The following is a 13,655-nucleotide window of genomic DNA, read 5'->3' on the forward strand; positions in this document are numbered from 1 at the left end:
TGCGATTATGAGACAACAGCAATTAGAAGGAAGCCATCAGCCCGATCCAGGCGATAGCTATGTGGTAGAAACAACGGGATTGTTAACAGCGGTCGATCGTCGTGTGTTAACCCAACTGTATCTGCCCTTGATTAATGTTGATGCTTATACGCTCTACCAAACACTATTCGACCATCTGCCAATCATGGGAACGCAATCAGAGCAACACACCCATTACCAACTCCAAACCTTACTTGGGGACATGAGCCAGCAACGGCTAGTGCAAGCACGTCTGATTTTAGAAGGTGTGCGGTTGCTGAAAAGTTATGTGGTTGATAAAGGGGAGTCGCGTCATTACGTCTATGAACTGGCGGCACCGATGAACCCGCAGGCCTTTTTCACGGACGGTGTGCTTAACTTGTTCTTATACAGCGCGATTGGCGAACGCCGTTATAACGAGTTAAAAAAAGGCTGGTTCCGTGAGGTGACAGATAAAACAGCAATGACTGAAATTACAACCTCGTTTACTGAAGTGTTCCAATTTCCGAAAACAAAGGTGAGTGATCGCGCGAAAGCAGATACCGATAAGATCGTTACACGCGTGCAACCATTGCAGTTTGAAATTCCTGATTCATACTTCGATTTTGAACGCTTTTATAATGAGTTATCACCGACATTCGTAACGTTAACTGCGATTACTGACGAGGTGAAAGAAACGATTCGTAAACTGTATGCCGTCTATCATATTAATGAAGACGACATGGTGAGCCTTGTTTATCGTTCGGTGCAGTCAGATGGTAATATTAACCAAGCACAATTACGGAAAGTAGCCCGCGACTTTTATCAATTGAATATGGGCGAAGGCGCCTATCCAACCCTCAAATTAAAAGCAGCGCCAACTACGCAGGTTAATGTGGTGCAATCAATTGGTGATATTCAAAGTGAAGAACAGTTAATCGCCTTTTTAACACAGATTGATACCTTCAATCTCATTAAAGAATTATCAACCTATGGTGCTGACCCAACGGCTAAAGAATTAGCCGCAGTTGAAACGGTGATGGCGAAACGAAAAATGCCATTACCCGTCATGAACGCATTAATCTATTACACACGTCTACAAGGCAATAGCATTGATAGCCCCGAATACATGGAGAAAATTGCCCGTGATTGGGATATGAAAGGTGTTGTTACAGTCGCCGATGTGTTGCAGTCAACCAAAGCCTTCGTTGATAAAAAACAAGAAGATTATGAAAAATGGCAACAACGACAAAACAAATCGTATCGCAAAGTTGATGGCAAAGCCAACGATATTATTCCTGACTGGCTCCAAAAACAATTGGCAGTTGAAGATGGTAAAACAGTTGCAGAACCTGAGGGCGTGGCCGACAAAGTCATCGTCCCTGAAATTATTAAGAAAAAACCCGAAATCACAACAGATCCGGCAATGCTCGAAAAAATTGCCCAGTTCCGTAAAGATTTAAAGGAAGGTAGGTGATAGCATGGACCCCATACAGCAGTCTTTAAAAGGCTTAGCAGCCAAAAACAGTCGTTTAACAGCACTCTATGAAGAAACATTAATGACCGTCATGAATTACGAAGCGATTAAGGTCTTTCAACAAGAAAATCCATCGTTAACGCCCGAAGTCATTAAGCAAAATATTACGAAACTGTATGAATTTGTGACAGAACATCAAAAATATGAGAAAAAAGAAAAAGGGTTGTTGCCTGGCTATCGCCCGGAACTGTCTTTAACAAAGGATATCATTGAAGTTCGTTATGCTGCGACGCCTGAAAAAATTCGTGCCGATCGTGAACGCGAACGCCGCAAACGGATTCACTCGTTGCACATGCCAAAACAAATTCTGAATGCGAGCATGGAAAATCTCGATATGAATACACCACAGCGAATGGAACTCGTTAATGCCATGTTCCCATTAGTAAAATCGATTAAACAAGCCGGTGATACAATGGTACAGGGTTGGTACATCCACGGCTCATACGGCACTGGTAAATCATACATTTTAGGGACGATTGCGAACATGTTAGCCGATAATGACGTTGAAACAACGATGATTTATGTGCCTGAGTTTATGCGTGAAATCAAACAAGCGATTAACGATAACTCCGTGGGAGAAAAAGTCCAGATTGCGAAAGAAACACCCGTGCTCATGTTGGATGATATTGGGGCTGAGTCGTTAACGAGTTGGACCCGTGACGAGGTGCTCGGTGCAATTTTACAATATCGGATGCAAGAAGAGTTGCCGACCTTTTTCTCTTCGAACATGGATTTCAAACAACTCCAAAAATATTTGATGGTCAACAATCGTGGCGATGAAGAAACGATGAAGGCGACCCGAATTATGGAGCGAATTCGTTTTTTAGCACAACCGATTGAACTGTCCGGTAAAAATTACCGCCAATAAAGTTGCATTTTTATCAAAAAAAGCTATAATATAGTCATATACAAAAAGTATTGAGAAGGACAACGCTAACAAGCAGTCGTTTCCAGAGAGATGGGCAAAGCTGAGAGCCTATTAACCCCACACTTGTTACCTACCACCTTTGAACTGCGTCTCTGAATTAAGTAAGAGACGACGGAACCTTATCCGTTACCAAGGCCCATGAGAATAGCTATTTGCTATAAAATGAGGGTGGAACCACGTCTGTTAATTCAAACGTCCCTTTGTATACTACTAAACCAGTGTACAAAGGGACGTTTTTTGTATTACAAAACTAAGAAATAAAGGAGAACTGACTTATGAACATTACATTTCCTGATGGCGCAATCAAAGAATTTGAAAAGGGTTTAACCACGGCTGAAATTGCAGGCTCAATTAGTTCAAGCTTAAAGAAAAAAGCAATCGCTGGGAAGGTGAACGGTCAAATCGTTGAATTGACAACACCAATTAACGAGGATGCAGCATTTGAAATCATTACACCTGACCACGAAGATGCCTTAACTGTTATTAATCACTCGACTGCACATACAATGGCGCAGGCGATTCGTCGTTTGTATCCCGATGCGCAATTTGGTGTTGGACCAGCGATTGATGGCGGTTTCTACTACGATTTTGATACAGCAGAAGAGGTATCGGATGAGTCATTTAAAGCGATTGAAAAAGAAATGAAAAAAATCATCAAACAAAATATTAAAATTGAACGTCAAGAAGTATCACGTGACGAAGCCAAAGCTCGTTTTGCAGATGATAAATACAAATTAGAATTAATCGATGCCATTCCAGCAGATCAACAGGTTACTTTATATGCCCAAGGCGAATATGCGGATCTTTGCCGTGGGGGTCATTTACCATCAACTGGAAAAATCAAAGCGTTTAAATTATTAAGCCTTGCGGGTGCGTACTGGCGTGGCGATAGCAAAAATAAAATGTTACACCGTATTTACGGAACAGCTTTCTTCTCACAAACAGACTTAGATACGCATTTAGCGTTACTTCAAGAAGCGAAAGAACGCGATCATCGTAAAATTGGTAAAGAATTAAATCTCTTTATGATCAGCAACTTAATTGGTCAAGGCTTACCAATGTGGTTGCCAAAAGGCGCAACTGTTCGTCGTCAAATCGAACGATACATCGTTGACCTAGAAGTGTCTAAAGGTTATGATCATGTTTACACACCAGCCTTAGCTAACGTTGATTTATATAAAACAAGTGGTCACTGGGAACATTATCAAGATGACATGTTTCCACCGATGAAAATGGACGAAAATGAATCGCTCGTTTTACGTCCAATGAACTGTCCACATCACATGATGATTTACAAAAATGATATTCATTCATACCGTGAATTACCAATTCGTATAGCTGAATTAGGCTTAATGCACCGTTATGAAATGAGTGGGGCCTTATCAGGCTTGCAACGTGTACGTGCGATGACGCTTAATGACGCGCATGTATTTGTTCGTCCTGATCAAATTGCAGACGAGTTTAAACGTACCGTTGAATTATTGCATAAAGTATATCAAGACTTTAACATTACAGATTACTCGTTCCGCTTAAGTTATCGTGATCCCGAAAACACCGAAAAATATTATGATGATGACGACATGTGGAACAAAGCGCAAGCGATGCTTAAATCAGCAATGGATGATCTCGGTTTAGATTATTTTGAAGCTGAAGGCGAAGCTGCCTTCTACGGTCCAAAACTTGATGTGATGGTTAAAACAGCGATTGGGAAAGAAGAAACATTATCAACAATCCAATTGGATTTCTTATTGCCAGAACGCTTTGACTTAAACTACATTGGTGAAGATGGTGAGAAACATCGTCCAGTCGTTATTCACCGTGGGATTGTATCGACAATGGAACGTTTTGTTGCATACTTAATCGAAGAATACAAAGGTGCCTTCCCAACTTGGTTAGCTCCAGTTCAAGTTCAAATTATTCCGGTTAACTTAGACGCACATGCTGATTATGCTTTTGCCGTAAAAGAAGAATTGAAACAGGCTGGTTACCGTGTTGAAGTCGACATGAAAAATGAAAAATTAGGCTATAAAATCCGTGAAGCTCAAATGCAAAAAATTCCGTTCCAACTCGTTGTTGGCGATGAAGAAGTGGCAAACAATGCCGTTAACGTACGCCAATACAGTAAAAAAGAATCAAACACTGTCTCACGTGAAACATTTATCGAACAATTAGCAACAGTAGTGCGTGAGAAAAAATAAACGGCGAAGTTAGAACACTATTTATCTTCAGTTTCAAAAACCACCTAGCAGAGGTCAAGCGCTAGGTGGTTTTTTTTTATGCAACGACGTGTCGGGCGGCTTGGTTCAAATGACCAAAGTGCAATTCACTAAAAAAATCTGTTGAAAATGACAATGTCTATTTCAGTTGAAAGGAGTATGGTTAAAACATAAGGTGTTATTGAACTGAAAATATCATGAAAGAAAGGATGATGAACACATGTCTGTCGAACAAAAGACGGTAAGTTTACCTTTCAAAATCAAATTTTCATATTCAATGGGTCAAATTGGGGATGCGTTAGGCTATAATATTTATTTCTTCTTTTTCCTCTTCTTCTTGACGGATTATGTCGGTGTTCCCCCGGCTTTAGCAGGAACAATCTCACTGATTGCGATTATATGGGATGCGATTTTTGATCCAGTAGCGGGTCATATTTCTGATAATATGCGTTCGCCGTATGGCCGTCGCCGTCCCTTAATGATTATGGCGGCACTCCCGTATTCAATCTTTGCCTTCTTAATTTTCAACAGTATCGCATTAGGCACACAGGCAACCTTTATTTATTTCTTAGTGATGACCATCTTATTTTGGAGTAGCTATAAATTTTTTGTTATTCCGTATTTTGCCCTTGGTGCCGAACTCACCGATGACTTTAATGAACGTACAACCTTACGTGCGTGGTCAAGCGTTGGTTTGTATATTGCGGTCATGTTAGCCTCGGCTTTGCCACCATATTTGTTAGAATATTTCGAAAACAGCGGTATGTCTGGTCAAAATAGCTGGCGTATTATCGGGGCGATATTTGCTAGCGGTATTTTATTAAGCGCTGTTATTTGTTGGAATTTCACCCGTGGCAAAGAAATTTATCAACACGATCAACAAGCCAAACAAAAGATGGCGCGCTCGTCACTGTTTAAGGCGATTGGTCAAATTATCAAATTAAAACCCACAAAGTATTTAGCAGGCTCGGTCTTCTTTTGGGCAATTGCCTCAACCATGGCGATGGGGGGACTTATTTACTTGATGAAATATAACCTCGGCTATGGGGCAGACCGGCAATCGCTTTATTTTATTATTAATAGTTTAGTCTGTATTGCGTGGTTGCCATTTATTAATATGGCGGCTCGTCGTTACGATAAAAAAATGGTTTATGCTTGTTTCTTAGGGATCGGCTCCTTAGGATTGCTCTTTTTTAGCCTAACCGGATTCCCACTCTTTGCCATTTTACTCATTTTTTGTGTCATCTTCTGCTTAGGCGATAGTACGTATTGGACCTTGTACTATTCGATGATGTACGACATTTGTGAAGTCGATGAGTACGTTAATAATCGCCGTCGTGAAGGGGTGGTGACTGCCGTTATGTCATTCTCTCAAAAAATTGGGGCTGCTTGTGCGACGTGGTTTACCGGTTTGTTACTAGCCTTTGGTGGCTACGAAGGAACAGTTGAGACACAGACAGACAGTGCGCATCAGATGATTTTATACGTTAACACGCTTGTTCCCGGTGTTTTTGGGGCATTAGCAGTATTAGCTGTACTCTTTTATCCAGTGACTAAAAAACGCTTTGATAGCATGATGGTTGCCTTAAATGCGAAGCGTGAAAATAAGGCCTATGATGACACCGACTTTAAAGAGATGCTATAACAGCGGCTAAGCGAAGGAGAGGACAATAATGGAAAGTGAGGGAAACACAGCACGATTAACCGTTAAAGTGAAGACGGGCTATGCAATTGGTCAGTTTGTTGACTCAATCGGTTTTAATATATACTACTTTTTCTTCCTTTTTTTCCTAACCGATTTTGTGGGGATTCCACCAGCGATTGCTGGCACCGTCTCATTAATTGCCATCTTATGGGATGCGATATTTGATCCCGTCGCCGGATATTTATCCGACAATCTCAAATCGCAGTATGGGCGACGTCGGCCGTTGATGATTGCGGCGGTCATTCCTTATTCAATTGCCTTATTTTTAATTTTTAATAACGTCTCATTTAGCAGTCAAGGTGCGTTTATTTACTATTTGGCGATGGCGATTGTTTTTTGGAGCTGCTATAAATTTTATGTCATTCCGTATTTTGCTTTGGGCGTCGAGTTAACGGATGACTTTAATGAACGGACAACCTTGCGTGCTTGGGCAAGTGTCGGCATTTATATTTCAGTATTGCTTACTTCGGCCTTGCCACCTTATTTATTAGCTGTCTTTCAGCAGCAAGGGATTAGCGGTGCTAATGGTTGGCGTTTGATTGCAACACTCTTTAGTTTGATGCTGTTGCTATGTGCCTTTATTTGTTGGCATTTCACCCGCGGTAAGGAGAAGTTTAGTCAAAATGAGGCTCAGGCGCAACCGCAACAGTCACTGCTTAAATCATTCGTTGAAATTTTCAAACTAAAACCAACGAAGTTTTTGGCTGGATCGGTCTTTTTATGGGCGATAGTATCGACGATGGGAACCGGTTCACTCATTTATTTAATGAGTTATACGCTAGGCTATAGTGCCGATCGCCAGTCGCTCTTTTTCATCATTAATAGTGTGGTCTGTATTTTATGGTTACCGCTTATTATTTGGGTTTCGAAGTATGTCGATAAAAAGAATATTTATGCAGTCGCCTTGGCCATTGGAACACTTGGCTTATTGGCCTTTGCCTTTATCGGGTTTCCAAGTTTCGCTTTCCTTATTCTTTTTTGTATCGTCTTTTGCTTAGGAAACAGTACGTATTGGACCATCTATTATTCAATGATGTATGACGTTTGTGAGGTAGATGATTACGTGAATCAGCGCCGTCGTGAAGGTGCGATTACAGCTTTAATGTCCTTTTCACAAAAATTAGGAGCGGCAATCGCCACGTGGATGATTGGCTTTATGTTGTCTGTTTCTGGCTATAACGGTGCTTTAGACGTGCAAACGGCAGCGGCTAATAAAATGATTTTATATTTAAACACCTTATTCCCAGGACTCTTTGGTATCTTTGCAGTGTTAGTGATTTTGTTTTATCCGATTACAAAAAAACGGTTTGATGCTTTAATAGTAGCGCTTAACGCAAGAAAAAAACAGCAACAGCATACGCATGATGCGTTCAAGAAACTATTGTAGAGGAGGAAGAAGAGATGAACAAACACCGTTTTCGTGAAGCAGGCTATCTATTTCCCGGGAAAACAGGGATTAATAATGCAATCACCGACGTTGCGGGCATCGAAGTAGGTTATAAAACGATTAATATCGGTAAACCTACAGATTATACTGGGCCCGGATCAGCATTTGCTCGCACAGGTGTCACCGTCATTTTACCAAAGGGACGGGCGAAAAGTGCCTTATACGTCGGTCGGCATAATTTAAATGGCAATGGCGAATTAACAGGCACACATTGGATGGATGATTCTGGTTTTTTGCACGGGCCGATTGCAATTACAAATACGAATAGTGTGGGGATTGTCCGTGATACGTTAGCAAAATGGATGATTGATAATGACTATTACTATCCGTATGTCTTAAACGGGCAACCTTTAAAAGGGATTGGTTATTTCTATCCTGTTGTCGGTGAAACATGGGATGGCTTAATGAATGATACAAACGGCTTTCATGTGACGGCTGACGATGTTTATGATGCGATTGATGACGCACGATCAGGGCCCATCGCTGAAGGAAACGTCGGTGGCGGTAATGGAATGCAGTGTCACGAGTTTAAGGGTGGCTCGGGAACAGCTTCACGTGTGTTAGCAGAAGCTGACGGTGGTTTTACAGTTGGGGTATTCGTCCAAGCAAATCACGGCACACGTGAGCATTTTGAAATATTTGGTTTGCCAGTAGGGAAATTGTTAACAGGGAATGAAGCAGTGCTCAACAGTTTTGCACCGAAACCGGGGACGGGTTCGATTATTGCGATTGTTGCGACAGATGCCCCGGTGATGCCGATTCAACTGCAAAAAATTTGCAAACGGATACCGATTGGCATTGGGCGACTGGGTGCAGGTTATGAAAATGATTCAGGTGATATTTTCTTAGCTTTTTCAACAGTGAATGAAGAGGCTTATGAAAAGGAAGCAGCCTGCTTACTCAGTGATGACCGACTCGATCCAATTTATAAGGCAACGGCAGAAGCAGTCGAAGAAGCCATTTTAAATGCGATGTTTGCGGCTGAGGATATGATAGGACAATCAGCGAATCAATTTTATGCCTTGCCACAGGAACAGCTAAAGGGATTGCTAAGTGAGAAACGTCCTGATCATTGTCAATAACAGTAATCGCTAGGGCTTTTCATTGCTGTTGTCCATCGTAATGTGGTTTACTGTAAGAGAGGAATCCTTTTGGGAGGTTAACTATGATTACAGTAGCCGAGTTATTAGCAAACGAACGATTTAAATTTTTAGAGTGTCACACAAAAAAGGTCGGATTAAATGCTGCGATTACGAGTGTGAATCGCATTGATAATGTTAATTTTAAAAAATTGATTCATAAAAATGAGTTGATTATAACAACTGGTGTTGGTATGACCGACGATGTTAAAGACTGTTGTGAATTAATCGATGAAATCAAACAACAAGGGGCCGCAGCGTTAGTTATTAATTGTGGACCCTATTTGTCGATGATACCATCAGCATTAGAGCAGTACGCCGAACAACAGGGCATCATCTTACTGAGTATGCCTTGGCGTATTCGGATTGCCGACATGACAAAGGCGATTTTCGAGCAGGTGCTACAACAAACGGGCACCACGACTACCATTGAACAATTCATCGATGATTTGTTAGCGCAACGGTTGTATGACTCGGACGTGCCGTTGGAAATTATTACAATGTTAGGGGCGAATGCACTGTTCGATGGCACAGTCCTTATCGTAAAACAAACAGGTGCGGTGAAACAAGAAATGTCGCTTTTTCATGACTTAGTACGGACGTTATTTTCGCATAAATACGATACGTATGTCTCGTGTGTCATCGGTAAAATGGTTGTTTTCATTGTCAACCGCGTCGCGCAACCGACTGCCGTGGCTTTTGCTGATTTTGCGAAAGAACTTTATCAAGTCTTTGCTAAAAAAAAGGTCACAATCGCAATAGGAATCGGTTGTGGCTATGATAAAATCAGTCAGTTAGTCAAAAGTTATCACGAAGCGTTGCAAGTCATTGCGATTGTCCAACATCAAAAGAAGGTGTGGCTTTACAAATATAAGGATTTAGGGGTTTATCAGTTTTTATTCGCCCATCGCGGCTCACCATTATTAAAGACATTTTGTCAGGAAACGCTCCGTACCCTGTGGGAGTATGATCGTTGCAACAATAAAAAATACTATGAATTTTTACGGGTTTATTTAGAAGAAGATGGTCATACGAATGCAATTGCAAATCGCTTGTATATTCATCGCAATACGGTTAATTATCGGGTGCAACGGATTGAAAAAATTTTGGATCGAAGCCTAGTAAATAATTTGGATAAGACCAGTTTATCATTAGCCTTACTAATCGCTGATATTTCAAGTAGTAATCGTGCAGATGACTAAAAAGATTCGGTTAAATAACCAATGTTCAAGTGCTTGTTGTTTCAGTATGCTTAAGGTATCAAAGTGAAGGGGGCAAGTGAGATGGATAGTACAACAATCAAACAATTAGATCAACAATTTGTTATTCAATCATGGTCAAAGCAGGCGAATCGAGATGCTAAGGTCGTGACGCACTCAGATGGGATTTATTTTTGGGATCAAAATAATAAAAAATATTTTGATATGAATGCCCAATTAATCTATGCGAATCTCGGTCATAAACACCCACGAATAATGAATGCATTGGCCAAAATTAATCAGTTGGAAATTTCAGCACCTGGTTTTGCCTCAGCTTCAAAATCAAAATTGGCCAAGAAAATTGTCGAGTTAGCGCCGGCTAATATGGCAAAAGTTTATTTTACAACTGCAGGAGCAGAATCAAATGAGCAGGCAATGAAAATGGCGAAAGCAGTTACCGGTGGCTATAAAATATTTTCACGTTACCGTTCTTACCATGGCAGCACTTTTGGCGCGGGTAATTTAACGGGTGAGTCGAGACGTCTAGGGTCAGAACCAAGTCCGCCAGGATTTGTGAAATTTGATATGCCTTACGTTTATCGTGAATACCAACAGTATACGAGCGAACAAGAATTAAGTGCACAGTATTTAACGCGGTTAGAGCGTCAAATTAATTGTGAAGGACCGGAAACAATTGCTGCCTTAGTAATTGAAACAATTCCAGGCAGTAATGGGGTGTTGCTGCCGCCAGATGGCTACATTAAAGGAATAGAAACATTATGTCGTCGTTATCACATCATGATGATTTGTGATGAGGTGATGTCTGGGTTCGGGCGTAGTGGTGAGTGGTTTGCTTGTAACCACTATGATGTCGAACCTGATTTAATCACCTTTGCGAAAGGTGTCACCGGTGGCTATTTACCATTGGGAGGGGTTATTTTAAGTGAACAGGTCGCCAAGCATTTTGATACGAATCATTTTTCATCTGGCGCAACCTATAGTGGGCACCCGCTTGTTTGTGAAATCGGAAATGCAGCGATTGCCGCTTATGAAGAATTGGACACGATTAATCATGTTAAACGGATGGAAAAGGTGTTGGGAGAACGGTTGCAGCGTTTACTTGCCTATAAATATGTCGGTGATGTTCGGATTAAAGGTTTGTTTGCGGCTGTTGAATTAGTGAAAAATAAAGTGACAAAAGAACCGATTATTGATTACGGCAGTGACTATGGCAAAGATACCCAAGGTTACATGGGCGCCTTTACAAAACTGTTGAGTGAAGAAGGTTTTTCGACATTTAACCATGAATCAAATGTGTTAATTACGCCACCGTTAACGATTACGACAGCTGAAATTCATGAGGCAATGGACCTGTTTGAAAAAGCGTTAGTTGCCTTTGAAGAACTATATCCTGAAATGGAAGAAGGGCACGCACTGAACCTTTAACAGTGATCATAATATCAAAAAAAGAGAAATGAGTTAGGGGAATGCAACTACTTTTTGACACAATTTAAAAAGAGCATCTCATTAGGTCATCTTTTTCCGGTAATCTACTGGTGAAAGATGACCTAATTTCGTTAAGACGCATTTGTTATTCCAAAATGTAATGTAGTTTTCAACACTATCGATTACAATGTTATTAGAACCAATCGGTTCTTTGTTAATATAGAATGTTTCAGACTTTAACGAGGAATGAAACAATTCTATTGGTGCGTTATCTGAAGGCGTCCCCTTACGGGACATACTTCGGATAACGTTTTTTTCGGCCTACTTCAAAAAAATATTTTGAAGTGTAGGTTGAACCTTGCTCACTATGCAAAATGCCTCCTTTGGGAAATTTACCAATCTGCTTTAAGGTAGCTACGGCTAATTTAGTATCTGGATGATTTGTAATTTTATAGGCTACAATCTCACTATTAAAGGTATCCATGATAGTTGATAAATAGAGCATAGATTTACCCAAAGGTAGCTAAGTAATATCCGTTGTCAATTTACAAAGAGGTCTAGTTATTGCCCAATCTTTATTAAGGATATTTTCAAAAAAATTCATATGGATTACCAGGCTTCTTAAATTTTTTCTTCTTAGCAATACAATTCCATCCATATTTACGCATAATCCTAGCTCCTTTATTAATACCTACAGAAAACGCGTTACTGATAAGTGCATGAATTTTCCGATAGCCATAGAGAAAGTGATTTTCTTTCGTTAGTTTTTGAATCCTTTGCTCTAGATAGGAAAATTTAAATGTCTCTTTATTTTGGTGACGATAATAAAAACTTCTAGATATTCCAAATAATTCCGTTAATTTAGTAATGGAAAAGGTATCTGTATTTTGTTTAATAAACTGCACTATATTTTCAGCTATCACCATCTTTCTTGAGAAAAATATTTTTTTAATAAGTTTAGCTCTTTCGTTACTTTATCCAATTGTTCAGATATAGAAATATCCTTTTCTAATCGTCGTCCAGAAGAACTTTCTAGACTTCTTATTTCACCATTTAGGTACCAATCTTTCCATCTGTAAAGAGTTCCACTACTAGGGATTTTAAATTCTTCACGAAGTGAAGCTGCGCTTTCACCATTCAGAAACCGTTTAATAATTTGAATCTTTAATTCAACAGGATAAAAATTATGTTTTGACATCAGAAAACACCTCCGAATTTATTTTACCAAATTTGAGGTGCTCTTTTTTAGTTGTATCTAATTATAGTGGCAGTTCCTTAGCTCATTTCTCTTTTTTATGCAGTAATAAGGGCACGACATTTTTAATATTAAGGAGTGGTGCATTTGATTTAAGGGTGACACTTAAGGTGACGGCTCCTTCGACGAGCGCGTTAAAAGTGGCACTTAACATTTCGGCTTCGGCTTGTGAGTAGCCAGCTTGCAAAAAACGGTGAATATAGACGTCCTCAATAATTTGATAGGTGACCTCGCATGTTTTTCGAATGTTTTCATTGACAAGGGCAGTTTCGCTTGCAATGAGACCGAAGGGAATGGTTGAAAAATCTGTATTGGAATCGAAGTCAGTGAACTTCGTCGCGATGCTCATTATATGAAAATTAAACGATTCGATGATGTCATCAAATTTGGCTAAATCAGCAATCATTGCCGCGGTAATAATACTCGTTGATTGTTGAATGGCCTCAATCGCGAGCTGTTCTTTTCCACCAGGAAAATGGTAGTAGAGCGATCCTTTAGGCGCCTTACTTTCGGCTAAAATTTGTGATAGGCCAGTGGCATGATAGCCTCTAAAATGGAACAACCGCATGGCGGCTGCGAGAATACGCTCTTTGGCTTGTCCTTGATCAGATTTCATAGACGGTTCACCTCAATTCATGAAATAATGCTTCTTTAGTAAGAATAGAGAAGCGTCACTGAATTGTCAAATAGGAAAATATCTCTAAAAAGCAACGTTTGACATTTAGTAAAAAAGCTAATATACTAGTCGTTAGACCAATCGGTCTAATTCAAGAATGGAAAGAGGAG

The 13,655-nt window shown here is 40.2% G+C and carries 13 protein-coding genes; 8 read left to right on the forward strand and 5 right to left on the reverse strand.

Annotated features, from left to right (window positions below; all coding sequences use genetic code 11):
• The first annotated feature begins 7 nt into the window (after nucleotides 1-7).
• From ACJYYY_RS03080 to ACJYYY_RS03115, 8 genes are all read left to right on the forward strand, one after another.
• Entirely contained in the window at nucleotides 8-1,474 is a 1,467-nt protein-coding gene (locus tag ACJYYY_RS03080) for a replication initiation and membrane attachment family protein (RefSeq protein WP_035314107.1), read from the forward strand.
• Between the two features lie 4 nt (nucleotides 1,475-1,478).
• On the forward strand, nucleotides 1,479-2,402 hold the full coding sequence (dnaI, locus tag ACJYYY_RS03085) for a primosomal protein DnaI (protein WP_035314105.1): 924 nt from the start codon (nucleotides 1,479-1,481) through the stop codon (nucleotides 2,400-2,402).
• Between the two features lie 335 nt (nucleotides 2,403-2,737).
• Nucleotides 2,738-4,660, forward strand: coding sequence for a threonine--tRNA ligase (gene thrS / locus ACJYYY_RS03090; RefSeq protein ID WP_035314102.1), 1,923 nt, complete (start codon nucleotides 2,738-2,740; stop codon nucleotides 4,658-4,660).
• Nucleotides 4,661-4,898: 238 nt separating this feature from the next.
• Nucleotides 4,899-6,323 carry an MFS transporter gene (locus tag ACJYYY_RS03095; RefSeq protein ID WP_035314100.1) on the forward strand — a complete coding sequence of 475 codons (1,425 nt, stop codon included), beginning with the start codon at nucleotides 4,899-4,901 and terminating at the stop codon, nucleotides 6,321-6,323.
• Between the two features lie 28 nt (nucleotides 6,324-6,351).
• Nucleotides 6,352-7,770, forward strand: a complete 1,419-nt coding sequence (locus ACJYYY_RS03100) for an MFS transporter (RefSeq protein ID WP_408869098.1) — start codon at nucleotides 6,352-6,354, stop codon at nucleotides 7,768-7,770.
• 14 nt (nucleotides 7,771-7,784) lie between these two features.
• Entirely contained in the window at nucleotides 7,785-8,912 is a 1,128-nt protein-coding gene (locus ACJYYY_RS03105; RefSeq protein WP_051456893.1) for a P1 family peptidase, read from the forward strand.
• 83 nt (nucleotides 8,913-8,995) lie between these two features.
• Nucleotides 8,996-10,171 carry a PucR family transcriptional regulator gene (locus ACJYYY_RS03110; RefSeq protein WP_408869099.1) on the forward strand — a complete coding sequence of 392 codons (1,176 nt, stop codon included), beginning with the start codon at nucleotides 8,996-8,998 and terminating at the stop codon, nucleotides 10,169-10,171.
• Nucleotides 10,172-10,252: 81 nt separating this feature from the next.
• Nucleotides 10,253-11,614, forward strand: coding sequence for an aminotransferase class III-fold pyridoxal phosphate-dependent enzyme (locus tag ACJYYY_RS03115; protein WP_051456892.1), 1,362 nt, complete (start codon nucleotides 10,253-10,255; stop codon nucleotides 11,612-11,614).
• An 81-nt stretch (nucleotides 11,615-11,695) separates the two neighbouring features.
• Here ACJYYY_RS03115 and ACJYYY_RS03120 read toward each other — a convergent pair whose 3' ends face one another.
• The 5 genes from ACJYYY_RS03120 to ACJYYY_RS03140 form a co-directional block, all read right to left on the reverse strand.
• Nucleotides 11,696-11,911, reverse strand: coding sequence for an IS3 family transposase (locus ACJYYY_RS03120; RefSeq protein ID WP_084038546.1), 216 nt, complete (start codon nucleotides 11,909-11,911; stop codon nucleotides 11,696-11,698).
• Nucleotides 11,901-12,119, reverse strand: coding sequence for a DDE-type integrase/transposase/recombinase (locus tag ACJYYY_RS03125; protein WP_408869229.1), 219 nt, complete (start codon nucleotides 12,117-12,119; stop codon nucleotides 11,901-11,903). Before ACJYYY_RS03125 ends, ACJYYY_RS03120 begins: the two co-directional genes overlap by 11 nt.
• A gap of 85 nt (nucleotides 12,120-12,204) precedes the next feature.
• Nucleotides 12,205-12,540: an IS3 family transposase gene (locus ACJYYY_RS03130; protein ID WP_408869100.1), complete on the reverse strand. Its 336-nt coding sequence runs from the start codon at nucleotides 12,538-12,540 to the stop codon at nucleotides 12,205-12,207.
• Nucleotides 12,534-12,812 carry a helix-turn-helix domain-containing protein gene (locus ACJYYY_RS03135; RefSeq protein ID WP_035312926.1) on the reverse strand — a complete coding sequence of 93 codons (279 nt, stop codon included), beginning with the start codon at nucleotides 12,810-12,812 and terminating at the stop codon, nucleotides 12,534-12,536. The genes ACJYYY_RS03130 and ACJYYY_RS03135 overlap by 7 nt, the downstream gene beginning before the upstream one ends.
• An 82-nt stretch (nucleotides 12,813-12,894) precedes the next feature.
• On the reverse strand, nucleotides 12,895-13,485 hold the full coding sequence (locus ACJYYY_RS03140) for a TetR/AcrR family transcriptional regulator (protein ID WP_035314827.1): 591 nt from the start codon (nucleotides 13,483-13,485) through the stop codon (nucleotides 12,895-12,897).
• Between the last annotated feature and the right edge of the window lie 170 nt (nucleotides 13,486-13,655).

The sequence above is a fragment of the Brochothrix campestris genome, assembly GCF_046058945.1.
Taxonomy (GTDB): Bacteria; Bacillota; Bacilli; order Lactobacillales; family Listeriaceae; genus Brochothrix; species Brochothrix campestris.